We start from the raw sequence: 24,629 nt of genomic DNA on the forward strand, positions 1-24,629 counted from the left end.
CTGCGGCGGCGCGAATAAGCGAGAAAGAGAATGGCTGACAACACCTCACGTAAGATGATTCAGGTTCGTGATTTGAACTTCTATTACGGTAAATTTCATGCGCTGAAAAACATCAATCTGGATATTGCCAAAAACCAGGTTACCGCCTTTATCGGCCCGTCAGGCTGTGGCAAGTCCACCCTGCTGCGTACTTTTAACAAAATGTTCTCACTTTATCCGGAGCAGCGCGCCGAAGGCGAAATCATGCTGGATGGGGAAAATATTCTGACCGCCAGCCAGGACATCGCCCTGCTGCGCGCCCGCGTGGGGATGGTATTTCAGAAGCCCACGCCGTTCCCGATGTCCATTTATGACAATATTGCGTTTGGCGTACGTCTGTTTGAAAAGCTCTCGCGTGCTGATATGGATGAGCGCGTGCAGTGGGCGCTGACCAAAGCGGCGCTGTGGACGGAAACCAAAGACAAACTGCATCAGAGTGGTTACAGTCTCTCGGGCGGCCAGCAGCAGCGTTTGTGCATCGCACGGGGGATTGCGATTCGCCCTGAAGTGCTGCTGCTTGATGAACCCTGCTCTGCGCTGGACCCTATCTCTACGGGCAGAATTGAAGAGCTGATCACCGAGCTTAAGCAGGATTACACCGTGGTTATCGTTACGCACAATATGCAGCAGGCTGCACGGTGCTCCGATCACACGGCCTTTATGTATCTGGGCGAACTGATTGAGTTCAGCGACACCGACACGCTGTTCACCAAGCCGCATCAGAAACAAACTGAAGACTACATTACCGGCCGCTACGGTTGAGTTGACTGGAGAATACGATGGATAACCTGAATCTGAACAAACATATCTCCGGGCAGTTTAACGCCGAGCTGGAGCATATCCGTACCCAGGTATTAACCATGGGTGGCATGGTTGAACAGCAGTTGACGGATGCGATTACCGCCATGCATAACCAGGATGGCGAGCTGGCGAAGCAGGTCATTGATGGCGACCAGAAGGTTAATATGATGGAAGTGTCGATTGATGAAGCCTGCGTGCGCATCATCGCCAAACGTCAGCCAACCGCCAGCGATCTCCGTCTGGTGATGGCGATCATCAAAACCATCTCCGAGCTGGAGCGTATTGGCGATGTGGCTGAAAAAATCAGCCGCACGGCGTTGGAGAAGTTTGGACAAAGCCATCAGCCGCTGCTGGTGAGTCTGGAGTCCCTTGGCCACCATACTATCCAGATGCTGCATGATGTGCTGGATGCATTTGCGCGCATGGATCTCACTGCGGCGATTGAGATCTACCGGGAAGACAAAAAAGTCGACCAGGAGTATGAGGGCATCGTGCGCCAGCTGATGACCTATATGATGGAAGATCCGCGAACCATTCCAAGCGTGCTGACCGCGCTGTTCTGTGCTCGTGCTATCGAACGCATCGGTGACCGTTGCCAGAACATTTGCGAAATTATCTTCTACTTTGTTAAAGGACAGGATTTCCGCCACGTTGGCGGTGACGAGCTGGATAAGCTGTTAACCGGCGACAGCAATGGCGAGAACAATCCCACCTGATCCCTCCTCAAGCCGGGTTCGCCCGGCCTGCTTTTTTCGTCTGGAATGTAACCGCTGAAAACGTATACTTGCCGCACGACATTCTGGCAAGGAACACTCATGACACAAAAGAGAGCTGTAAAGGGCGCCACTCCGGGTAAAGCGATGCTGGCTGCCATTAGCGGCTACGCCATGGACGGCTTTGATCTGCTGATCCTGGGCTTTATGCTGCCCGCCATCAGCCTTTCACTGGCGCTGAATCCCTCTCAGGCCGGCTCGCTGGTGACCTGGACGCTGATTGGCGCAGTTATGGGTGGCATTATCTTCGGTCATCTCAGCGACCGCTTCGGGCGCATTCGTGTCCTGACCTTCACTATTCTGATGTTCTCTCTCTTTACCGGGCTTTGCGCTATTGCGCAGGGCTACTGGGATCTGTTGCTCTATCGCACGCTGGCGGGCGTTGGCCTGGGCGGAGAGTTTGGCATCGGGATGGCGCTGATCGCCGAGGCATGGCCTGCCAACAAGCGTAACCGTGCTTCAGCCTGGGTTGGCATCGGCTGGCAGCTGGGCGTGCTGCTGGCGGCGTTTATTACTCCTTTCCTGCTCGGCCATATTGGCTGGCGCGGCATGTTTCTGGTGGGGCTGTTGCCTGCCCTGGCTTCTTTTGCCATCCGTCGCGGCATGGGCGAGCCGGAAGGCTTCACCCGGCATGTTGATGTGAATCAGGGGCTCTCTTTCTCCGCCCGCATCAGGCTGCTGTTTAAGGATGCCGCCACCACCAAAGCCAGCCTGGGGATCTTTATCCTCTGTTCGGTGCAGAACTTTGGCTATTACGGCCTGATGATCTGGATGCCGAGCTATCTCTCCAGCAATTTTGGCTTCTCACTGACTAAATCGGGACTCTGGACTGCGGTGACGGTAGTAGGAATGACCTTTGGTATCTGGCTGTTTGGCGTACTGGCTGACCGCTTCGCCCGTTGGAAAATTTTCCTGCTTTATCAGTTCGGCGCGGTAGTGATGGTGATTGTTTATGCCCAGCTTCGCGATCCCACGGTGATGCTCTTTACCGGCGCGATTATGGGCATGTTTGTGAACGGTATGATTGGCGGCTACGGTGCGCTGATTTCCGACACCTATCCAGCCCAGGTCCGTGCCACAGCGCAGAACGTATTGTTTAACCTCGGTCGCGGCGTGGGCGGCTTTGGTCCGCTGGTTATTGGGCTGCTGGTGGTTAACCTCTCCTTTACGGCAGCAATTACTCTGCTGGCCTTGATTTATCTGCTGGATATTGCGGCCACGCTGTTTCTGCTGCCGAAAAAGCAGGGGAGTGAGGATGCGCTGGGAGCTATTGGCTGAAGCCTGGCAAAGAGCCTGACGCAGCAGCGGCATACAGAGACCGGGGCGTTCCCTTGCCCCGCATTTTCAGCCCGCGATATCCCAGCCGCGTTCACGCCACAGCGCCGGGAGCTGCGACATCTCCGTAAAAGAGGTGACCAGCGGGTGATCGAGCGGCTTGTTGTGCGCATCCGCACAGAAGTAAAACACCGGGATGCCCGCAGCGATACCGGCTCTGGCTCCCGCTTCTGAATCATCGACCAGAATGCACTGCTCAATTGCCACGCCCATCTGCTCTGCGGCGTGCAGCATAAGCGCCGGATCAGGCTTCCAGCTTGATATATCGTAGCCGCTGTACAACCGGTCATCAAAATGGCGCAACATGCCGGTCAGCCCCAGCGAGTGCTGCATTTTAGGCACGGTGCCGTTCGAGACCACGCACATCGGTACGGTGACCTGCTCCAGCAGCGTTTTGGCGCCAGCGATCGGTTTCAGTTCCAGATCAAAAAGCCGCGCAACCTCTTTACGATAGGCTGGCTCAAACTCTTCTCTGCTCACAGTAAGGTGATGCTCTGCACAGACATCGTCGATGATCTCGTAGAGCTTGACGCCTTTGTACTTTTCAAACATCTCCTGCAGCGAAAGCTCGCCGCCAAACCGGGCAAAGGTGTTTACATAGGCTTGCGTACACAGCAGCTCACTGTCTACCAGTGTGCCATCACAATCAAAAAATATGCAGCCAACGGTCATCAAACACTCCCTTCGTTATTTTCTCGTCCTTTCACTTTACTTCACTGGCGAGGGTTTGCGCTTAACAAATGTCAATTCCAGTTAGTGGTCGCGATCTTGCGGAAAGATCAGCGCAATCGGTTGCGAAAAATCCCTGCGGTTAGCTACCAAAATAAATTTTATAGGTTAGGATAGCCGTCGATAACTTTTCTCCGTTTTGGAATCACATAATGAATAATTCAGGTCTACTACAGCGGATCTTTAAACTGCAGGAGCACGGTACGACAGCGCGTACTGAAGTGATTGCCGGTTTCACCACCTTCCTGACGATGGTGTACATCGTGTTCGTTAACCCGCAGATCCTCGGCGTGGCGGGCATGAACACACAGGCGGTTTTCGTGACCACCTGTCTGATTGCGGCCGGAGGCAGCATCCTGATGGGCCTGGTGGCTAACCTTCCGGTTGCGCTGGCTCCGGCGATGGGCCTGAATGCCTTCTTTGCTTTTGTGGTGGTAGGCGCGATGGGTATCTCCTGGCAGGTGGGCATGGGCGCCATCTTCTGGGGCGCGGTGGGACTGCTCTTATTGACGATTTTCCGCATCCGTTACTGGATGATTGCGAATATTCCGGTCAGCCTGCGCGTGGGGATTACCGCCGGGATTGGTCTGTTTATTGCGATGATCGGCCTGAAAAATGCCGGCATTGTGGTACCCAATAAAGATACGCTGGTGGCGGTAGGCGATTTAACCTCTCACAGCGTCCTGCTGGGCGCGCTGGGCTTCTTTATTATCGCCATCCTGGCCTCCCGTAACATTCATATTGCCGTTCTGATATCGATTGTGATCACCACCCTGATTGGGCTGGCCATAGGCGATGTGAAATATGGTGGCGTGTTCTCAATGCCAACCGGCGTCACCTCCGTACTGGGTCAGGTCGATCTGGCTGGCTCGTTCAATGTCGGCATGGCTGGCATCATCTTCTCCTTTATGCTGGTTAACCTGTTTGACTCTTCAGGTACGCTGATTGGCGTGACGGATAAGGCGGGGCTGACTGACGAGAAAGGCACTTTCCCACGCATGAAGCAGGCGCTTTACGTAGACAGCATCAGCTCCGTAGCGGGTGCTTACATCGGCACCTCTTCCGTGACGGCCTACATTGAAAGCTCTTCAGGCGTCTCAATTGGTGGACGTACAGGCCTGATGGCGGTAGTGACGGGCATTCTGTTCCTGCTGGTGATGTTCCTTTCGCCGCTGGCAGGCATGGTGCCAGCCTATGCAGCCGCCGGTGCGCTGATTTACGTTGGCGTGCTGATGACCTCAAGCCTGGCGCGCGTGAAGTGGGATGATCTGACCGAAGCAGTGCCTGCGTTTGTTACCACCGCAATGATGCCGTTCAGCTTCTCTATTACTGAAGGTATCGCGCTGGGCTTTATCTCCTATTGCGTGATGAAGCTGGGTACCGGTCGCTGGCGTGAAATCAGCCCTTGCGTGGTGATTGTTGCGCTGCTGTTTGTGCTGAAAATTGCCTTTATCGACGCTCATTGATCCCCGGACAGGCCGTGAAAACGGCCTGTTTCTTACCCTTTTCCACCGCTTCGCCGGATGCCGGTTATCAACAACTCCCTACTCTCTCCGCTGGCATGCTGGTCAGACGCAGCACGCGTTCACCCATAATGGCTTTGTTAATCTGAATTTCCTGCAACCGGACCCAGTTCTCCTTCTCATCCAGCTCCCACAGATGCAGCCGTTCGTTGCCCGGCGAAAAGGCGCAGGACCAGAGCAGTAGGGGTTCAACGTCTGAAACAGCCTGAATATCCGGAAAATTAAGCGCTCTTAATCTGCCTGAAGCGGGATGTAAGCGCAGCGAGTCGCCCGGGTTTTCTGCCCGATCCGTCAACTTCAGCAGGCTTTTACGCATTGTCCAAAGCTGGGTTGCAGCCTCAGCCGGATCGGTTTGGGCATTAATCCAGGCTCTCTCTCCCGAAGAGAGATCGCGCAGAAAGAGATCCATCGTCTGACGGCTGTGGGCACGCATAATTTCCATTCCCAACCCGGCTCTGCCACCTTCCTCGGCCAGCAATACGCCAACAATACTCCCGGCATAGCCAATACTGAAGTCAGGCAGATCGCCATCGACAAAACGAGGGCGGCCACAGGGGGAAAGGGTTAATTCAGGAAGTTGAGTAATACCGTAAATCCGCAGCATCAGTTCAGCCAGCAGCGAACGGGCGGCGAGATAGCGCGTTCGGCGTTTTTCAGCCAGCGTGTCGGCAAAATTTATCAGGTTCTGGGGGAGTCTGGGCACCAGCGAGGTGCCGTGGACAAGTGTCCGGCGTGCAAAATGACCTGCCATCTGTCGCTCCGTGAAAATGGTCGGAATTTCATCACTGTTATTGTAAGAATTTTCTTAGCAAATATCACCTCTCTTGCTCTGTAATTGGAAACTTTCAGATAAAGATCATGTTTTGCGACCTGAGCCATACAAGTGAGCCTCTCAGATCCTGAAAAGAAAATGTCTGCATGAAAAACAGAAAGATGAAGGTGAGCAACTGAAGCACAACCACAGCGTGCGGGGAACCGGGCCGTCAGGTTAAGTACCCTGACGGCCCGGTCTGATTCGCTGCTACAAAAGCGGAGAAGTAAAGTTGTCAGCCAGCCAGCGGCGCAGGCTTATTTACCGATGCAGAAACTGGAGAAGATGCGGCCCAGCAAATCATCAGAGGTAAATTCGCCAGTAATCTCACTTAACGCCTGCTGCGCGACCCGAAGTTCCTCAGCAAGAAGTTCACCAGCACGTGCGCCCAGCAGCTGGTCACGTCCCTGAAGTAAGTGAGTAGCTGCTAACTCAAGCGCCTGCAGATGGCGACGGCGGGCCAGGAAACCGCCTTCCATATTGCCGGAAAAGCCCATGCTCTCTTTAAGATGGTTACGCAGCACATCAATGCCATCACCGGTGCGGGCTGAGAGACGAATAAGTGAGTGACCATTCACTTCCGTTAAGCCCTGAAGCTCACCGGTAACATCTGCTTTATTACGTACCACGGTGATCGGTAGCGACTCCGGAAGGCGCGCAATGAAGTCTGGCCAGATTTCAGCGGGTTCTGTCGCGCCAGTTGTGGTGCCGTCGACCATAAACAGCACGCGGTCAGCCTGTTCAATCTCCTTCCAGGCGCGTTCAATGCCGATACGCTCCACTTCATCGCTGGCTTCACGCAAGCCAGCCGTATCAATCACATGCAGCGGCATACCGTCGATCTGAATATGCTCGCGCAGGACATCGCGGGTGGTACCGGCAATGTCGGTCACAATGGCGGCTTCACGGCCTGCCAGCGCATTCAGCAGGCTGGATTTGCCGGCATTAGGTCGCCCGGCAATCACCACCTTCATCCCTTCACGCAGCAGGCTACCCTGGCGGGCTTCGTTACGCACTCCATCGAGATCGCCGATCACCTGATTCAGCTGCGCTTCAATTTTGCCGTCAGAAAGGAAGTCAATCTCCTCATCCGGAAAGTCGATCGCCGCCTCTACATAGATTCGCAGGTGAGTGAGCGCTTCCACAAGATTGTTTACGCGCAGCGAAAAAGCCCCCTGCAGCGAGTTTAAAGCGGAACGCGCAGCCTGCTCTGAACTGGCATCAATCAGATCCGCAATCGCCTCTGCCTGCGCCAGGTCGAGTTTGTCGTTGAGGAATGCACGTTCAGAGAATTCGCCAGGGCGGGCAATACGTACACCCGGCAGGGCGACAATCCGCTTTAACAGCATATCGAGGATTACCGGCCCGCCATGCCCCTGAAGTTCCAGCACATCTTCTCCGGTGAAGGAGTTAGGGCCGGGGAACCACAGCGCGATGCCCTGATCCAGCGCGTTGCCTTCGCTGTCGCAAAAAGGCAGGTAATCGGCATAGCGTGGTTTTGGCAGCTTGCCCAGCAGCGCCTGAGCCACCTCTGACGCCTGGCTGCCGGAAACCCGCAGAATGCCTACACCACCGCGGCCTGGCGGGGTCGCCTGAGCGACAATAGTTTCGCTGTGATTCATAGTTAACTCTCTTTTTAAGGCAAAAAATAAGGCGGTCAGATGACCGCCTTATTTTACTGGGTTATTTGCGGTTATTGGCGCAAATTACGCTTTCTTCTTGTCGCGGCTGTGTAAGCCACGCTTTTCCAGGCCGCGATAGATCAGCTGCTGCTGGATAATGGTCACCAGGTTACTGACGATGTAGTACAGCACCAGGCCGGACGGGAACCACAGGAAGAACACGGTAAAGATAACCGGCATAAAGGTCATGATCTTCTGCTGCATCGGGTCGGTCACGGTGGTTGGCGACATCTTCTGAATGAAGAACATCGTCACGCCCATCAGGATCGGCAGGATGTAATACGGGTCTTGCGCAGAAAGGTCATGGATCCACAGCGCAAACGGCGCATGGCGCAGTTCAATCGAGCCCATCAGCATGTAATACAGTGCCAGGAAGATAGGCATCTGGATCACCAGCGGCAGACAGCCGCCCAGCGGGTTCACTTTCTCTGCTTTGTAGAGCGCCATCATCTCCTGACTCATGCGCTGCTTATCATCACCCATACGCTCACGCATAGCCTGAATTTTCGGCTGCAGCATGCGCATTTTTGCCATGGAGGTGTACTGCGCCTTGGTCAGCGGGTACATGATGCCACGAACAATAAAGGTGATAACGATAATGGAGAAGCCCCAGTTACCGATAAAGCTGTGCAGGAATTTCAGCAGTTTGAACAGTGGCTGCGAGATAAACCATAACCAACCGTAATCCACCGTCAGGTCGAGATGAGGCGCGATAGCAGCCATCTTATCCTGAATTTCCGGACCTACCCACAAGGTGGCAGCCAGGTTTTGCTGCGAACCCGGCGCGACAGAGATTGGGGAAGATTTGTAACCGACAGCGGCAATACCGTTACCCAGATTAGTGGTATAAAGCGTATTGGTACCGTTGGTACGAGGCACCCAGGCAGTAGCGAAATATTGCTGAAGCATCGCCACCCAACCATTGTTGGTGGTGGTGCTCAGGTTTTCGTTATCGCTGATTTTATCGAATTTGTACTTCTCGTAGTTGGTCTCACTGCTGGAGTAAGCCGCACCACGGAAAGTATGCAGCGCAAAGTTATTGCTGCCGGTATCACGATGTTTAGGCAGGTCGATGGTCTGCTTCAGCTGACCAAACATCGCCACTTCCAGCGGCTGCTGGGTGGTGTTGTTGATCTGGTAATCCACGTTGATGGCAAACTCACCGCGCTTCAGTACGAAGGTTTTGGTGTAGGTTACGCCGTTCTCAGCGGTGTAGGTCATCGGAATACGCAATTCGCTCTGACCGTCCGCCATCTCATAGCTTTCCTGAGTGGTGGTGAACAGAGGACGCGCGCCGTTAGCCGGGTTGTCCGGGCCGTTACGACCGGTCAGACCGCTTTGCGCCTGATACAGAAAACCTGGGGTAGTTTCCAGCAGCTGGAATGGCTGTGAAGAACCCAGTTTGTCCGGGTAAGTCAGCAGCTGTGCCTGTTCAATATCGCCACCACGGGTGTTGATATGTAAAGACAGGACATCAGTCTTAACGGTGATCGTTTTGCCCTGGCCGCTGGCAGGGACACCCTGGTTTGCGGCATCACCGGTTGCTGTCGTGTTTTGCGTGGTCTGCGTCTGCACAGGCTGCGGAGCATGGTCCGTCTGCCAGGCTTGCCAGATCATAAAAGACACGAACAGAAAAGCGATGAGAAAAAGATTGCGTTGCGAATCCATCGTTAATGTTCTCTGGTATCAATGGTTATGTGGCGGCACCGGATCGTCGCCACCCGGGTTCAAGGGGTGGCATTTTAATACGCGTTTCAGCGTCAACCAACTGCCTTTTACCACCCCAAACCTGCGCAAGGCCTCAATTCCATATTGAGAACAGGTGGGGTGGAAACGACAGTGGGGGCCTAGTAGCGGGCTTATCGCGCGTTGGTACACGCGAATGGCCGCTATCAGGAGCCGCGAGCCAGGCGACAGTGACGACGCCATAGTTTCTCCAACGCTTCCGTCAGCGCACGGTTATCCAGGTCAGCCACGCCTTTTTTCGCCACGATCACAAAATCCATTGCTGGAAGTTCATGCTGACGCAGGCGAAAACTCTCGCGGGTCAATCTCTTGATCCGGTTGCGTTCATGCGCGCGTTTGACGTGTTTTTTTGCGACGGTAAGACCGATGCGGGGATGCCCCAGCGAGTTCAGGCGGCCGAGAATAGTAATTTGCGGCGTGCCAGCTCTTTGTGGCTGCTGGAAGACGAAAGTGAAATGAGTGGGAGTTAACAAACGTAACTCCCTGGGAAATGCGAGCTTAACCACTCAGCGGTTAGCTTTTATTACTTAGAAACGGTCAGACGTGAACGGCCTTTAGCACGACGACGTGCCAGAACCTGACGACCATTTTTTGTTGCCATACGAGCACGGAAACCGTGTGAACGGTTACGCTTCAGTACGGACGGTTGAAAAGTGCGTTTCATGGCGATTTCTACCTAAACTTGGAAAATTTTCACTTGGTGACGCGTTTTGATGGTCAGAAAACCGACCGACGCCTCAGTGTGTCTTTAATAAAGAGGCGGGATTGTAATAATTGTACAGTCCGGAGTCAATTTACTTCGCGTTAAAAAGCCGCGCCTGGATATCCCATTCGACCGCAAAACCAGCCGGTTTGGGCCAGAGCGCAATACGCCGGGGCAAGAATTATACGGCGTCTGGGATAAAGCGCAAGGATCGGCCAGGATCTTCTTGCGATCCGCTTACATCACGTTTGCGATAATAACGTGACGGCACCTTTAAAATTCACCGAAAGCAGACGATCCTGAATGCCTTTTATGGCCGAAAGCCTACACTTATCCCCGCGTCTCTGGGCCTGTGGATAAATTGGAACAAAACTGTGTAGAAAGTGAAGATCTCTGCTTCGCTTTACGCTATGATCCGCCCTTCCGTTTGCGATCCTCCGGGTCGATCAGTGGCGGGATAACCGCGGACAGCGGTTCGTATGTGCCTCATCTGCATGCGTCAACAATGATGAATTTATCGCTTCAGCGCCTTTTTTCTTATCGAATTTTTTCGAGTGGAGTCCGCCGTGTCACTTACGCTTTGGCAACAGTGTCTTGCCCGTTTGCAGGATGAACTACCTGCCACCGAATTCAGCATGTGGATACGTCCATTGCAGGCCGAATTAAACGACAACACGTTGGCCCTGTATGCACCAAACCGGTTTGTGCTCGATTGGGTTCGGGATAAATACCTTAATAACATTAACGCCCTGCTGAATGATTTCTGCGGTGCAGACACGCCGTTACTGCGTTTTGAAGTGGGCAGTAAGCCGGTGACACGGCAGATCAGCCAGCCGGTTATGGCGAGCGCCGCTCAGGCCAGCGCGCCGATGCAGGGTTCACGTCCGGCGCCTTCGCGCCCAAGCTGGGACAGCATGCCGGCACCGGCAGAGCTCTCTTACCGCTCGAACGTTAACACCAAGCACAACTTTGATAACTTCGTTGAAGGTAAATCAAACCAGCTGGCCCGTGCGGCAGCCCGCCAGGTCGCAGACAATCCCGGCGGCGCTTATAATCCTCTGTTCCTTTATGGCGGCACGGGCTTGGGTAAAACCCACCTGCTGCATGCGGTAGGCAACGGCATTATGGCGCGTAAACCAAATGCGAAAGTGGTCTACATGCACTCCGAGCGCTTTGTGCAGGATATGGTGAAGGCGCTGCAGAACAATGCTATTGAAGAGTTTAAGCGTTACTACCGTTCGGTAGATGCGCTGTTGATTGATGATATTCAATTCTTTGCCAATAAAGAACGATCTCAGGAAGAGTTCTTCCACACCTTTAACGCATTGCTGGAAGGCAATCAGCAGATCATTCTGACCTCGGATCGCTATCCAAAAGAGATCAATGGGGTGGAAGATCGTCTGAAATCACGCTTTGGCTGGGGATTAACGGTGGCGATCGAGCCGCCTGAACTGGAAACCCGCGTGGCGATCCTGATGAAGAAAGCGGATGAAAACGATATCCGTCTGCCGGGTGAAGTGGCTTTCTTTATTGCTAAACGTCTGCGTTCCAACGTGCGTGAACTGGAAGGCGCGTTGAACCGTGTGATTGCCAATGCCAATTTTACCGGCCGGGCCATCACTATCGATTTTGTGCGGGAAGCCCTGCGCGATCTGCTGGCGCTTCAGGAAAAGTTGGTCACCATCGACAACATCCAGAAAACGGTGGCAGAGTATTACAAAATCAAGGTGGCTGATTTGCTCTCCAAGCGGCGTTCCCGCTCGGTGGCGCGTCCCCGCCAGATGGCGATGGCGATGGCAAAAGAATTGACCAACCATAGTTTGCCGGAAATCGGTGATGCTTTCGGGGGTCGTGACCATACTACGGTGCTGCATGCCTGTCGTAAAATCGAGCAGCTGCGTGAAGAAAGTCACGATATTAAAGAAGATTTCTCCAATTTAATCAGAACATTATCTTCCTGACGCTATGAAATTTATTGTAGAACGCGAGCATTTACTTAAGCCCTTACAGCAGGTCAGCAGCCCACTGGGCGGTCGGCCAACTTTACCCATCCTTGGCAACCTGCTGTTGCAGGTGAATGAAGGCAGCCTGTTGCTGACCGGCACCGATCTGGAAATGGAGATGGTGGCCCGTGTCGCGCTGACACAGGATCACGAACCGGGTGCCACCACGGTACCGGCACGCAAATTCTTTGATATTTGTCGGGGATTGCCCGAAGGCGCGGAGATTACCGTGATGCTGGACGGTGAAAGGATGCTGGTGCGTTCCGGTCGCAGCCGCTTCTCGCTCTCCACGCTGCCTGCCAGCGACTTCCCGAACCTGGATGACTGGCAAAGCGAGGTGGAATTCACCCTTCCTCAGGCCACCATGAAGCGTTTGATTGAAGCCACGCAGTTTTCAATGGCGCATCAGGACGTTCGTTACTACCTGAACGGCATGCTGTTTGAAACCGAAGGGGAAGAGCTGCGTACCGTAGCCACCGACGGCCACCGCCTTGCGGTCTGCTCTATGCCGGTTGGACAGTCGCTGCCAAACCATTCGGTGATCGTGCCGCGTAAAGGGGTGATTGAGCTGGTTCGTCTGCTTGACGGCGGCGAAACGCCTCTGCAGGTGCAGATTGGCAGCAACAACATTCGTGCCCACGTTGGCGACTTTATCTTTACCTCCAAGCTTGTTGATGGCCGTTTCCCGGATTATCGCCGCGTTTTGCCAAAGAACCCCGATAAAACGCTGGATGCAGGCTGCGATATTCTCAAGCAGGCTTTCGCGCGCGCGGCCATTCTCTCTAACGAGAAGTTCCGTGGCGTTCGCCTCTATATCAGCGAAAATCAGCTGAAGATCACGGCGAATAACCCTGAGCAGGAAGAAGCGGAAGAGATGCTGGACGTCACTTATGGTGGCACCGATTTGGAAATCGGCTTCAACGTCAGCTACGTGCTTGACGTGCTTAACGCACTGAAATGCGAGAACGTGCGTCTGCTGTTAACGGACTCCGTTTCCAGCGTACAGATCGAGGATGCGGCCAGTCAGAGCGCGGCTTACGTTGTGATGCCAATGAGGTTGTAACCAGAACTTTTGCCCCCATATCTTTGGGGCGCCGCGCGAAACGGAGACGGGACGCGAGGCAGAGTTCCAGCTCTGTCGCCAGGCAGCCCGCGGGCCGTCAGGCGGCAGTTGCGCCTTCTCCCGTTTCTGAGATGCCCCGGATGTGGTTCAAATGGCTTTAACCCGCCTTCTAATCAAAGACTTTCGCAATATTGAAAATGCGGATCTGGCGCTGGCTCCCGGCTTCAACTTTCTGGTAGGCGCTAACGGCAGCGGTAAAACCAGCGTGCTGGAAGCGATCTACACCCTGGGCCATGGTCGGGCTTTCCGCAGCCTGCAGGCGGGAAGGGTTATCCGGCACGATCAGGACGCTTTTGTGCTGCATGGCCGCATCGAAGGCGCCGAAAGGGAAATTTCTGTCGGCCTGACTAAAAATCGTGCCGGAGAGAGCAAGGTACGGATTGATGGCAGCGACGGGCATAAAGTTGCAGAGCTGGCGCAGATGCTGCCGATGCAGCTGATCACCCCGGAAGGCTTTACCCTGTTGAATGGCGGGCCAAAATATCGCCGTGCTTACATCGACTGGGGCTGCTTTCACAATGAACCCGGCTTTTTCACCGCCTGGAGCAACCTCCGGCGGCTGCTGAAACAGCGCAATGCGGCGTTGCGGCAGGTTTCCCGCTACCAGCAAATTCGCGCCTGGGATCAGGAGCTGGCTCCGCTGGCCGAACAGATAAGCACATGGCGTGCAGCCTACAGTGAAGCGATTGCGGCGGATATTAACGTCACCTGCGCGCAATTTTTACCGGAATTTCAGCTGAACTTCTCTTTCCAGCGCGGCTGGGACAAAGAGAGCGAGTACAGCGAGCTGCTCGAACGCCAGTTTGAACGCGATCGGGCGCTGACCTATACCGCCAGCGGCCCGCACAAAGCGGATTTTCGTATCCGTGCCGACGGGACGCCGGTGGAAGATTTACTCTCACGCGGCCAGTTAAAGCTGCTGATGTGCGCCCTCAGACTGGCGCAGGGTGAGTTTCTTACCCGACAGAACGGGCGACGCTGCCTGTATCTGATAGATGATTTTGCCTCTGAGTTGGATGAAACGCGTCGGCAGCTGTTAGCGGCGCGACTGAAAGCCACTCATGCCCAGGTTTTTGTCAGCGCAATTGGTGCCGAACACGTGTTCGACATGGCTGACGAAAAGGGCAAGATGTTCCACGTAGAACAGGGTAAAATAGCGGTTCAACCTGAAGATTAAACGAGCGAGAAACGTTGATGTCGAATTCTTATGACTCCTCAAGTATCAAAGTTCTGAAAGGGCTTGATGCAGTACGCAAGCGCCCTGGTATGTATATCGGCGATACGGATGACGGCACCGGTCTGCACCACATGGTATTCGAGGTCGTGGATAACGCCATCGACGAAGCACTCGCCGGTCACTGTAAAGATATTCTGGTTACGATTCATGCGGATAACTCTGTTTCCGTGCAGGATGATGGCCGTGGTATTCCTACCGGCATCCATGAAGAAGAGGGTATCTCTGCTGCGGAAGTGATCATGACCGTGCTGCACGCAGGCGGTAAGTTCGATGATAACTCCTATAAAGTCTCTGGCGGCCTGCATGGCGTAGGTGTATCCGTGGTGAATGCCCTGTCGGAAAAACTGGAGCTGACCATCCGCCGTGAAGGTAAAGTTCACCAGCAGATTTACGTGCACGGCGTGCCTCAGGCTCCTCTGAGCGTGACCGGTGAAACGGACCTGACCGGAACGCGCGTGCGTTTCTGGCCAAGCCATCAGACCTTTACCAATGTCACCGATTTCGAATATGAAATCCTGGCCAAGCGTCTGCGTGAGCTTTCGTTCCTTAATTCCGGCGTCTCTATCAAGCTGGAAGACAAGCGCGACGGCAAAAACGATCACTATCACTACGAAGGCGGTATTAAGGCGTTCGTAGAGTATCTGAACAAAAATAAAACGCCTATTCACCCTAATGTCTTCTACTTCTCAACGGAAAAAGATGGTATTGGCGTGGAAGTGGCTTTGCAGTGGAACGATGGTTTCCAGGAAAACATCTACTGCTTTACCAACAACATTCCGCAGCGCGATGGCGGCACGCACCTGGTTGGTTTCCGTACCGCGATGACGCGTACCCTGAATGCCTATATGGATAAAGAAGGCTACAGCAAAAAAGCCAAAGTCAGCGCCACCGGTGATGACGCCCGTGAAGGCCTGATCGCGGTGGTCTCCGTGAAGGTACCGGACCCGAAATTCTCTTCGCAGACCAAAGATAAACTGGTTTCTTCTGAAGTGAAGACGGCGGTTGAACAGCAGATGAACGAACTGCTGGCAGAATATCTGCTGGAAAATCCGGGTGATGCGAAGATTGTCGTCGGTAAAATCATCGATGCGGCCCGCGCCCGTGAAGCGGCTCGTCGCGCCCGTGAAATGACCCGCCGTAAAGGCGCGCTGGATCTGGCAGGCCTGCCGGGCAAACTGGCGGACTGCCAGGAGCGTGATCCGGCGCTGTCTGAAATCTACCTGGTGGAGGGTGACTCCGCAGGCGGTTCAGCCAAGCAGGGACGTAACCGTAAAAATCAGGCCATCCTGCCGTTGAAGGGTAAAATCCTTAACGTGGAAAAAGCGCGTTTCGACAAGATGCTCGCTTCGCAGGAAGTCGCCACGCTGATTACCGCGCTGGGCTGCGGCATTGGCCGTGACGAATACAACCCGGACAAGCTGCGTTATCACAGCATCATCATCATGACCGATGCGGACGTCGATGGTTCGCACATCCGTACGCTGTTACTGACTTTCTTCTATCGTCAGATGCCGGAAATCATTGAGCGTGGTCATGTCTATATTGCTCAGCCGCCGCTCTACAAAGTGAAGAAAGGCAAGCAGGAGCAGTACATCAAAGATGATGACGCGATGGATCAGTACCAGATCGCCATTGCGCTGGACGGTGCCACGCTGCATGCCAACGCAGAAGCGCCAGCCCTGGCTGGCGAACCGCTGGAAAACCTGGTGGCGGAGTTCAACAGCACCCGTAAGATGATCAAACGTATGGAGCGCCGTTATCCGGTAGCCCTGCTTAACTCGTTGATCTATCACTCAACGCTGAGCGATCTTGCGGTACAGGCGCCGGTGCAGAGCTGGACTGACGGTCTGGTAGCGATGCTGAACGAGAAAGAGCAGCACGGTAGCTCTTACTCCGGGCTGGTACGAGAAAATCTGGAACTCCATATCTTTGAGCCGATCGTTCGTATCCGCACTCATGGCGTAGATACTGACTATGCGCTGGATACCGAATTCGTGACCGGCGGCGAGTATCGCAAGCTTTGTGCACTGGGTGAAAAGCTTCGTGGCCTGATTGAAGAGGATGCCTATATCGAACGTGGCGAACGTCGCCTGCCGATTGAAAGCTTTGAGCAGGCGATGGACTGGCTGGTGAAAGAGTCGCGCCGTGGTCTCTCTGTACAGCGTTATAAAGGCCTGGGCGAAATGAACCCGGAGCAGCTGTGGGAAACCACCATGGATCCGGACAGCCGCCGTATGCTGCGCGTAACGGTTAAAGATGCCATTGCGGCTGATCAGCTGTTCACCACGCTGATGGGCGATGCGGTAGAGCCACGACGTGCATTTATCGAAGAGAATGCGCTGCGGGCAGCCAACATCGATATCTGATAACAGCGGGCAATGAAAAAGGCAGATCTCCGGATCTGCCTTTTTTTATGCTTTTTTTCAGCGCGGAGTAAAATTCACCAGCGCGTAACGGTAAAAATCACTGTTATTTTTTATGTCCAGCTTGCGCATTATGGCGCGCTTATGGGTACTGATGGTTTTTATGCTCAGATTGGTGACCCTGGAGATGTCGGTGAGAGAGAGGCCAAGACGGGTATATTTCACCACCATTGCCTGCTGCCTGCTCAATACAACGGCATTATGTTTTTCTTTGGCATAACTGGGGGTGTTTAAACGTCTGATCAGCTTCTGGAGCTTCTCAGCAGAGCCCCTCTTTTTAAGCCGAATCAGATGTTGCGAGCAGGATCTTAATTCGTCAGGGCACTGCGCCGCCAGAAAGAGGGAGACGTAACGCTCCCTCACATTATCCTTATCCCGAGCTGGACCTGACAGTTTTGGGTGAAGAGAAATAGCGGTCAATTTGCATACATCGGTGATAATAATATCGGGCACCAGTAATAACCTATGCTCGTCTGCTATCAGAAACACCGGGCTGTCGATACCCGGCGACCAGGCCTCCTGAATTAAGCCGATCACTCCTGAAATGAAAAAGCTGTCTTTACTCACGATGACAATATTCATATGTTTCCTCCTTGAATGTCTCGCAACCTGATTCTGTCACAACTGGTTAAACTCTACACACGTAAAACAGCCATTTTTAGTGCCAATTTAATATGTAATTTTTTCTGTTAACGGCAGCGAGTGTGCATCGCGCTGGTCAATGTGAGCTGAATCGCGCTAGCATGAGAATAAACCCTGAGCTGACGAGGACGTTATGGCAATAAAATTGATTGCGATTGATATGGACGGCACCCTGCTGAATCCGCAACATGAAGTTACCCCAGGCGTGAAGCAGGCGATCAACGCCGCGCGCGAGAAAGGAGTAGCGATTGTTCTGGCAACGGGGCGCCCCTTTATCGGCGTGCAGCGTTATCTGATGGAGCTGGATTTACAGCTGGAGGGGCAGTACTGCATCACCAATAATGGTGCACTGGTACAGAAAGCCGCGACCGGCGACTGCGTGGCAGAAGTGACGCTGACGCATGATGACTATCTCTATTTTGAAAAGCTGGCGCGGGAGCTTGGCGTTCATTTCCAGGCGCTGACCAAATCCCAGCTGTTCACCGCGAACAAAGATATCAGCCCCTACACCGTCCATGAATCTTACCTGACCGGCATTCCCCTGCATTACCGTGCCGTTGAAGAGATGGACCCTGCCATGACCTTTCCAAAAGTGATGATGATCGATCCGCCCGAAGCGCTGGATAAGGCTATTGCGCGTCTGCCGCAGGAGGCCCGCGATCGCTATACCATTATGAAAAGTTCCCCCTATTATCTGGAAATTCTGAACAAGCAGGTCAACAAAGGCGCCGGCGTTAAGGCGCTGGCCGATAAGCTGGGACTTTCCCGCGAGGAAGTGATGGCGATTGGTGACCAGGAGAACGATCTGGCGATGCTGGAATTTGCAGGAACCGGCGTGGCCATGGGTAACGCCATAGAGTCGGTAAAAGCGATAGCGCAGTTTGTTACCAAAACCAATATGGAAGATGGCGTGGCGCACGCTATAGAGAAGTTTGCGCTGTAACTGCTTGTCTTACTGCCCTGGCTAAACCGGGGCAGCCCTCCTCAGTTTTATCTCCTTTTAAGCCTTGCTGAAGAGAAAACATCCTCTGAGACGATTGTCTGTTTTGTGATCTGGATTGTAGTACAACCTACCTTCAAGGTACTACAATGCAGCTACTGGTTAACAATATCCAAACATCTTTGTAGTGCGATCCCCTTGCGGGCGGCGGTAAAGTACCAGGGACGTTAACTCAACTGCATGGAACATCATGAAAGACGAACTCAGCAAAACGGATCGCATCACGCTGACTCTGGGCGAAGAAATTGTCTCAGGTAAGTACGCTCCCGGAGGTTCGCTCCCGGCAGAGGCCGAGCTCTGTGAGCAGTTCAGCACCTCGCGAAATATCATCCGTGAAGTGTTCCGGTCGTTGATAGCAAAGCGGCTGGTGGAGATGAAGCGTTACCGTGGCGCGTTTGTCACGCAGCGGAGTCAGTGGAATTTTCTGGACAGTGATGTGCTGCAGTGGTCCCTGAAGCATGACCAGGACCCACGGCTGATTGCCGCCATGAGCGAGGTACGTAACCTGGTGGAGCCGCAAATCGCCCGCTGGTCTGCAGAACGCGCTGCCTCCAGCGATTTAGCGAAGATTGAAGCGGCACTGAACGACATGGTTACGCACCACAATGATCGCGATGCGTTTAACCAGGCTGATATTCGCTATCACGAGGCGGTGCTGGCGTCTGTGCACAACCCGGTGCTCCAGCAGCTCAGCGTGGCGATCAGCTCTTTGCAGCGGGCCGTGTTTGAACGCACCTATATGCCCGACAGCGGCAATATGCCCGCGACATTACAGGAGCATAAAGCGCTGTTTGACGCTATTCGTCACCAGAAGCCAGACGAGGCGGAGCAGGCGGCGCTGACGATGATAGCCAGCTCAACCCGAAGACTTAAGGACATTACGTGACAAGTTATATCGCACTCGACTGGGGTTCCACCAATCTTCGCGCCTGGTATTACCGCGAAGGCATCTGTCAGGAAGAGCGTCGCTCTGAATCGGGCATTACCCGGCTTGAGGGCAGAACGCCACCAGAAGTTTTTACTGCCGTTACGCAAGGCTGGCCGGTCACTGAGCTGCCTGTGGTAATGGCAGGCATGGTAGGCAGCAATGCGGGCTGGATGAGCGTTCCCTATCTCTCCTGCCCGGTATCGCTTAATGAAGTTGCCTCACGCCTGACCCGCGTCGATAACCGTGCCTGGATCGTGCCGGGTCTCAGTATTGATAACGACGACAACCATAACGTGATGCGCGGCGAAGAAACCCAGCTGTTGGGTGCCGTAAAGCTTGCTCCCGCCACACATTATGTGATGCCGGGTACGCACTGCAAATGGGTGCGTGAAGAAGACGGCCAGATTGTGGATTTTCGCACCGTGATGACCGGAGAGTTACACCATATCCTGATGAAGCATTCACTGATAGGGGCCGGTTTGCCTGAACAGCAGGCGGATGCTGGCGCCTTTCATCAGGGAGTGGAAACCGGGGCAAATGACCACACTATTTTGAGCCGGTTATTTGAAGTCCGTGCCGCTCATCTGTTAGGAACCCGCCCGCGTGAAACGATCGCTGAGTTCCTCTCTGGCCTGCTGATTGGCCATGAAGTGGCGCAGATGGCAGGCACGTTTATCCAGGGGGATAACGCTCCGTTAACCCTTATTGCAGGTAATTCTCTGGCCGACCGCTACCAAAAAGCGATGGCTTTTACCGGGCTGTCCGCCCAACTGCTGGAGGGCGATCGGGCCTTCCAGCAAGGAATCAGGAGTATCGTCAATGAACTGGTCCACTAAGCTGCCGCTGATCGCTATCTTACGCGGCATTCGTCCTGAAGAAGCTGAAGAGCATGTCGCTGCACTGATTGATGCCGGCTTTGAGGCTATCGAGATCCCGCTTAACTCCCCGGAGTGGCAGAAAAGTATCGCCAGCATGGTCGCCACGTTTGGTCACAAAGCGCTGATTGGCGCGGGTACGGTGCTGGAACCTGAGCAGGTTGACCTGCTTGCAACCATCAACAGCCAGCTGGTGGTGACGCCCAATATTGATAGTGCGGTGATCCGCCGCGCGGTTGAAAAGGGGATGACGGTAGCAGCAGGATGCGCCACGGCTTCTGAAGCGTTTGCCGCGCTGAAAGCGGGCGCGCAGGCGCTGAAAATCTTTCCTGCCTCCGCCTTTGGTCCTGACTATATCAGGGCGTTGAAAGCCGTGCTGCCTGCGGACGTACCGGTGTTTGCCGTGGGCGGCGTCACCCCTGAAAATCTCCATGCGTTTCTGGCCGCAGGCTGCATTGGTGCTGGTCTGGGTAGCGATCTCTACCGTGCCGGACAGCCCGTTTCACGCACCGTTGAACAGGCACGCGCTTTCGTTGCCGCTTATAAGGAAGCCGTACAATGAAAATCACAAAACTGACCACTTATCGCCTGCCGCCGCGCTGGATGTTTCTGAAGATAGAGACGGACGAAGGCGTGGTGGGCTGGGGTGAGCCGGTGATCGAAGGGCGGGCCAAAAGTGTGGAAGCTGCTGTTCATGAACTTTCAGACTACCTTATCGGTCAGGACCCTGCGCGGATCAATGACCTCTGGCAGGTCATGTACCGGGGCGGATTCTATCGCGGCGGGCCAATTCTGATGAGCGCTATCGCCGGTATCGATCAGGCGTTGTGGGATATCAAGGGTAAAGTGCTGGGCGCGCCCGTCTGGCAACTGCTGGGCGGTCTGGTGCGTGACAGTATTAAGGCTTACAGCTGGGTGGGGGGCGATCGCCCTGCGGAAGTGATTGAGGGCATCAGGAAACTGCGCGAAATCGGCGTGGATACCTTCAAGCTGAACGGCTGTGAAGAGATGGGTCTTATCGACAGCTCGCGCAGAGTGGATGCGGCGGTGAACACCGTAGCGCAGATCCGTGAAGCCTTCGGCAATGAGATTGAGTTCGGCCTGGATTTCCACGGTCGCGTCAGTGCGCCGATGGCAAAGATTTTGATCAAAGAGCTGGAGCCTTACCGCCCGCTGTTTATTGAAGAGCCGGTGCTGGCGGAGCAGGCGGAATACTATCCCCGTCTTGCGGCGCAAACGCACATCCCGATTGCGGCCGGTGAACGGATGTACTCCCGCTTTGAATTTAAGCGCGTCCTGGAAGCGGGCGGGCTGGCTATCCTGCAGCCGGATCTCTCACACGCCGGGGGCATCACCGAATGCTACAAGATTGCCGCAATGGCCGAAGCTTATGATGTAGCGCTGGCACCGCACTGTCCGCTGGGGCCGATTGCGCTGGCCTCCTGCCTGCACGTGGATTTTGTCTCACGCAATGCAGTATTCCAGGAGCAGAGCATGGGCATTCACTACAACAGGGGCGCAGAGCTGCTGGATTATGTGGTGAACAAAGAGGACTTTGCCATGCAGGGCGGCCATTTTGCGCCGCTGAGCAAGCCCGGCCTGGGTGTGGAGATCAACGAAGCATTGGTGATCGAACGGAGCCAGAGCGTGCAGGATTGGCGCAATCCGTTGTGGCGGTTTAGCGATGGCACCGTAGCAGAATGGTAAATCTTCGGCGTCTTTGACGCTGTAGCTGCGTTAGCAGCGAGAGTTCACCCAAATCACTTACCTGAGTAAGCTCATTGGGATTCACTCTCTTGCTGCCTTGCTACAGCGCCAAATACTTGAAGATTAACTTTGGTGACAGCTAAAGCAATTCGTTAAAGCAAGAGCAGTAATAATAAAACAGACACCCTAAAATCCCTGCGTACGGCGTGGGCTGGCTTCGTGCTGCCTGAATCTGGCCGTAACGCCCCATAAGGTTGTTATTATGAACACCGATCTCTGTACCTCTACAATAAAGCAGTTAAACAGCAAAATTATTCCGTTTATCGTCATCTGCTATTTTGTCGCTAACCTGGATAAAACCAATATTTCGATTGCCGCGCTGCAGATGAATGCGGACCTGGGGCTTTCTGCCAGTATGTACGGCCTGGGCGTCGGCATGTTTTATATCTCTTACATCCTGTTTGAGATCCCCAGCAACGTTATCATGACAAAGGTTGGCGCACGCCGCTGGATTGCCCGCATCATGATTACCTGGGGCATTGTCAGCACCGGCATGGCGTTTGTGCACAGCGCTAACCAACTCTACGTGATGCGCTTTTTGCTGGGCATGGCGGAAGCTGGCTTCGCGCCAGGTATCATCTACTACATCTCCTGCTGGTTCCCGAAGAGCAATCGCGCCCGCGCCATGTCCTTCTTCTATATGGGATCGGTAGCCGCCTCCATTATTGGTTTGCCCGTCTCCGGCGCTATCCTGAATATGCATGGTATTGCGGATGTGGCGGGCTGGCGCTGGCTGTTTGGCCTGGAAGGTATCCCCGCTGTGGTGCTGGGTTGCCTGGTATTATGGCGCCTGCCGGATACGCCAGATCATGCACCCTGGTTAAGTCCTGAACAAAAATCCTGGCTGCGCGATCGTCTGCAACAGGAGAACGCAGGCGTGGAAATTGGCAAAAATCATAGCTGGCTGAGCGCGTTAAAAGATAAAACCGTGCTGTTGCTGAGTCTGGTTTGGTTTCTGCAGGCGTTTGGATCTATCGGCATCACGCTTTTTATGCCGCTGATTATCAAGAGTATGGCGGCGGAGCAGAGCAACGTCGTGATCGGCCTGCTCTCTGCCGTACCCTTTGTGCTGGCCTGTCTGTTTATGTATCTGAATGGTCGCCATTCTGATAAGTCTGGTGAGCGCTCCTGGCACCTGGGCCTGCCGCTGATCTTATCCGGACTCTCGCTGGCGGCGGCGATCTGGTCCGGCAACCTGGTGCTCTCCTACATTCTGCTGGTGCTGACCGTAGGCTTCAACTTTGCGCTGACGCCGATCTTCTGGGCCGTGACGACTGAAAAGCTGGCCGGGGTGGCCGCAGCTGCCTCCATCGCTTTTATCAATACCGTCGCCAACTTTGTTGGGCTGGGTTTACCGCCTCTCCTGGGAAAAATCAAAGATATGACGAACAGCTATCACTACGGGCTGCTGATCGTTGCCGTGGCGCTGATCCTCGGAGGCGTGATTGGAATCATCATCTCCCGTCCCTCGCGTGATGCGTTGAAAACGTTACCCCATCCTCATGCAGGTAATTGAAATGAAAATGAAAGTGCTGAAGCAGGCCGCGCTGCCTGCTCCTCTGCTCACTGCGTTGCAGGCCCGCTATGAGATTGTAGAACTCGATGCGCTCACCGAAGGCGATTTCAGCGGCATGGCGGGTGATTTTCGGGCACTGCTGACCAATGGTGAAGCCGTGGTGACCCGCGAACTGATCGCCTCGCTGCCCAATCTGGCACTGATCGCCGTATTTGGCGTGGGCTACGACGGGGTGGATATGCAGGCTGCGACGGAACAGAGCGTAACCGTGACGCATACGCCAGATGTGCTGACCGAGGACGTGGCCGATCTGGCGCTCGGCCTGATGCTGGCAACGTCCCGGCAGATCCCCGCCGCACAGACGTTTATTCAGCAGGGTAAATGGCCGCAGGGCAGCTATCCGTGGACACGAAAAATGTCAGGTTCATCGCTGGGGATTGTAGGGCTGGGAAGGATAGGGCTGGCTGCGGCTAAACGTGCGCAGGCTTTTAATATGTCGGTTGCGTACTGCAATCGCAGGCCGCTTGATAACCTGGCCTACCGTTACGAGCCTGATATCGTGGCGCTGGCCGAAAGCTGCGATTTTCTGTTGATCTGCGCCCCTGGCACCGCCAGTAACCGGCATCTGATTAACCGCGAAGTACTGGAGGCGTTGGGCAGCGAAGGTATCCTGATTAACGTCGGGCGCGGAAGCCTGGTGGATGAGCAGGCGCTGATCGCTGCGCTCAATGCCGGAACGCTGGGTGGCGCAGGGCTGGATGTCTTTAGTCAGGAGCCAGATGTGCCGGAAGCGCTCTGTAACCGGCCCAACGTGGTGATCACGCCGCATATGGCCAGCGCAACCTGGTCAACGCGCCGGGCCATGTCGCAGCTGGTGCTGGATAACGTCGAAGCGTTTTTTGCGGGTTTGCCGCTGGTGACGCCAGTACCCGAATGCCGCTGATTGCAGTACCCTTAGCTGTAGAAACGGCCA

22 protein-coding genes and 1 pseudogene are annotated in these 24,629 nt (G+C 54.4%); 15 read left to right on the plus strand and 8 right to left on the minus strand.

Annotated elements, in window-relative coordinates:
* The first annotated feature begins 30 nt into the window (after nt 1–30).
* The 3 genes from pstB to SD961_RS03230 all read left to right on the plus strand — a co-directional run bounded on the left by pstB (nt 31) and on the right by SD961_RS03230 (nt 2,891).
* Nucleotides 31–801, plus strand: coding sequence for a phosphate ABC transporter ATP-binding protein PstB (gene pstB / locus SD961_RS03220; protein ID WP_306209263.1), 771 nt, complete (start codon nt 31–33; stop codon nt 799–801).
* A 17-nt stretch (nt 802–818) separates the two neighbouring features.
* Nucleotides 819–1,556 carry a phosphate signaling complex protein PhoU gene (phoU, locus tag SD961_RS03225; RefSeq protein WP_318788967.1) on the plus strand — a complete coding sequence of 246 codons (738 nt, stop codon included), beginning with the start codon at nt 819–821 and terminating at the stop codon, nt 1,554–1,556.
* Between the two features lie 99 nt (nt 1,557–1,655).
* Nucleotides 1,656–2,891, plus strand: a complete 1,236-nt coding sequence (locus SD961_RS03230) for an MFS transporter (protein ID WP_318788968.1) — start codon at nt 1,656–1,658, stop codon at nt 2,889–2,891.
* Between the two features lie 66 nt (nt 2,892–2,957).
* On the opposite strand, the gene yieH is transcribed toward SD961_RS03230, so the two are convergent.
* The gene (gene yieH / locus SD961_RS03235; RefSeq protein WP_318788969.1) at nt 2,958–3,620 is read right to left on the minus strand and encodes a 6-phosphogluconate phosphatase; all 663 of its coding nucleotides are present in this window, start codon (nt 3,618–3,620) and stop codon (nt 2,958–2,960) included.
* Nucleotides 3,621–3,829: 209 nt separating this feature from the next.
* On the opposite strand from yieH, the gene SD961_RS03240 reads away from it, so the two are divergent.
* Nucleotides 3,830–5,143 carry an NCS2 family permease gene (locus SD961_RS03240; RefSeq protein WP_318788970.1) on the plus strand — a complete coding sequence of 438 codons (1,314 nt, stop codon included), beginning with the start codon at nt 3,830–3,832 and terminating at the stop codon, nt 5,141–5,143.
* A gap of 67 nt (nt 5,144–5,210) precedes the next feature.
* Here the strand turns inward: SD961_RS03240 and SD961_RS03245 are convergent, their stop codons facing one another.
* From SD961_RS03245 to rpmH, 6 genes and pseudogenes are all read right to left on the minus strand, one after another.
* The gene (locus SD961_RS03245) at nt 5,211–5,951 is read right to left on the minus strand and encodes a phosphopantetheinyl transferase (protein WP_318788971.1); all 741 of its coding nucleotides are present in this window, start codon (nt 5,949–5,951) and stop codon (nt 5,211–5,213) included.
* 317 nt (nt 5,952–6,268) lie between these two features.
* Nucleotides 6,269–7,633 (minus strand): tRNA uridine-5-carboxymethylaminomethyl(34) synthesis GTPase MnmE, encoded by a 1,365-nt coding sequence (gene mnmE / locus SD961_RS03250; RefSeq protein WP_318788972.1) that lies wholly within the window; start codon nt 7,631–7,633, stop codon nt 6,269–6,271.
* A gap of 84 nt (nt 7,634–7,717) precedes the next feature.
* A complete protein-coding gene (yidC, locus tag SD961_RS03255) occupies nt 7,718–9,361 on the minus strand; it encodes a membrane protein insertase YidC (RefSeq protein WP_318788973.1) in 1,644 nt (547 codons plus the stop codon).
* A 2-nt stretch (nt 9,362–9,363) separates the two neighbouring features.
* Nucleotides 9,364–9,622 (minus strand): annotated as a pseudogene (yidD, locus tag SD961_RS03260) (membrane protein insertion efficiency factor YidD).
* Entirely contained in the window at nt 9,586–9,945 is a 360-nt protein-coding gene (gene rnpA / locus SD961_RS03265) for a ribonuclease P protein component (protein ID WP_034889333.1), read from the minus strand. The pseudogene yidD and the gene rnpA overlap by 37 nt, the downstream one beginning before the upstream one ends.
* 17 nt (nt 9,946–9,962) lie before the next feature.
* Nucleotides 9,963–10,103: a 50S ribosomal protein L34 gene (gene rpmH / locus SD961_RS03270; protein ID WP_003849659.1), complete on the minus strand. Its 141-nt coding sequence runs from the start codon at nt 10,101–10,103 to the stop codon at nt 9,963–9,965.
* A 605-nt stretch (nt 10,104–10,708) separates the two neighbouring features.
* Here rpmH and dnaA point away from each other — a divergent pair.
* From dnaA to gyrB, 4 genes are all read left to right on the plus strand, one after another.
* Nucleotides 10,709–12,103: a chromosomal replication initiator protein DnaA gene (dnaA, locus tag SD961_RS03275; RefSeq protein ID WP_318788974.1), complete on the plus strand. Its 1,395-nt coding sequence runs from the start codon at nt 10,709–10,711 to the stop codon at nt 12,101–12,103.
* 4 nt (nt 12,104–12,107) lie between these two features.
* A complete protein-coding gene (gene dnaN / locus SD961_RS03280) occupies nt 12,108–13,208 on the plus strand; it encodes a DNA polymerase III subunit beta (protein WP_318788975.1) in 1,101 nt (366 codons plus the stop codon).
* A 151-nt stretch (nt 13,209–13,359) separates the two neighbouring features.
* Nucleotides 13,360–14,445, plus strand: coding sequence for a DNA replication/repair protein RecF (recF, locus tag SD961_RS03285; protein ID WP_318788976.1), 1,086 nt, complete (start codon nt 13,360–13,362; stop codon nt 14,443–14,445).
* A 17-nt stretch (nt 14,446–14,462) separates the two neighbouring features.
* Nucleotides 14,463–16,871, plus strand: coding sequence for a DNA topoisomerase (ATP-hydrolyzing) subunit B (gene gyrB / locus SD961_RS03290; RefSeq protein WP_318788977.1), 2,409 nt, complete (start codon nt 14,463–14,465; stop codon nt 16,869–16,871).
* 57 nt (nt 16,872–16,928) lie between these two features.
* On the opposite strand, the gene SD961_RS03295 is transcribed toward gyrB, so the two are convergent.
* Entirely contained in the window at nt 16,929–17,510 is a 582-nt protein-coding gene (locus SD961_RS03295; RefSeq protein ID WP_318788978.1) for a helix-turn-helix domain-containing protein, read from the minus strand.
* Nucleotides 17,511–17,703: 193 nt separating this feature from the next.
* On the opposite strand from SD961_RS03295, the gene yidA reads away from it, so the two are divergent.
* The 7 genes from yidA to SD961_RS03330 all read left to right on the plus strand — a co-directional run bounded on the left by yidA (nt 17,704) and on the right by SD961_RS03330 (nt 24,599).
* Nucleotides 17,704–18,513, plus strand: a complete 810-nt coding sequence (gene yidA / locus SD961_RS03300) for a sugar-phosphatase (RefSeq protein ID WP_318788979.1) — start codon at nt 17,704–17,706, stop codon at nt 18,511–18,513.
* Nucleotides 18,514–18,760: 247 nt separating this feature from the next.
* A complete protein-coding gene (locus tag SD961_RS03305; protein WP_318788980.1) occupies nt 18,761–19,456 on the plus strand; it encodes a FadR/GntR family transcriptional regulator in 696 nt (231 codons plus the stop codon).
* Nucleotides 19,453–20,334, plus strand: coding sequence for a 2-dehydro-3-deoxygalactonokinase (locus tag SD961_RS03310; protein WP_318788981.1), 882 nt, complete (start codon nt 19,453–19,455; stop codon nt 20,332–20,334). The genes SD961_RS03305 and SD961_RS03310 overlap by 4 nt, the downstream gene beginning before the upstream one ends.
* Nucleotides 20,318–20,935, plus strand: coding sequence for a 2-dehydro-3-deoxy-6-phosphogalactonate aldolase (locus SD961_RS03315; RefSeq protein ID WP_318788982.1), 618 nt, complete (start codon nt 20,318–20,320; stop codon nt 20,933–20,935). The genes SD961_RS03310 and SD961_RS03315 overlap by 17 nt, the downstream gene beginning before the upstream one ends.
* Nucleotides 20,932–22,080, plus strand: a complete 1,149-nt coding sequence (gene dgoD, locus SD961_RS03320; protein ID WP_318788983.1) for a galactonate dehydratase — start codon at nt 20,932–20,934, stop codon at nt 22,078–22,080. Before SD961_RS03315 ends, dgoD begins: the two co-directional genes overlap by 4 nt.
* Before the next feature lie 262 nt (nt 22,081–22,342).
* Entirely contained in the window at nt 22,343–23,656 is a 1,314-nt protein-coding gene (locus tag SD961_RS03325) for an MFS transporter (RefSeq protein ID WP_318788984.1), read from the plus strand.
* Between the two features lies 1 nt (nt 23,657).
* Complete coding sequence (locus tag SD961_RS03330) at nt 23,658–24,599, plus strand: 2-hydroxyacid dehydrogenase (RefSeq protein WP_318788985.1); 942 nt, start codon at nt 23,658–23,660, stop codon at nt 24,597–24,599.
* Nucleotides 24,600–24,629: the final 30 nt, after the last annotated feature.

Origin of the sequence: Erwinia sp. MMLR14_017 (assembly GCF_033657285.1) — a bacterium.
In the GTDB taxonomy this organism is placed as follows: Bacteria; Pseudomonadota; Gammaproteobacteria; order Enterobacterales; family Enterobacteriaceae; genus Erwinia.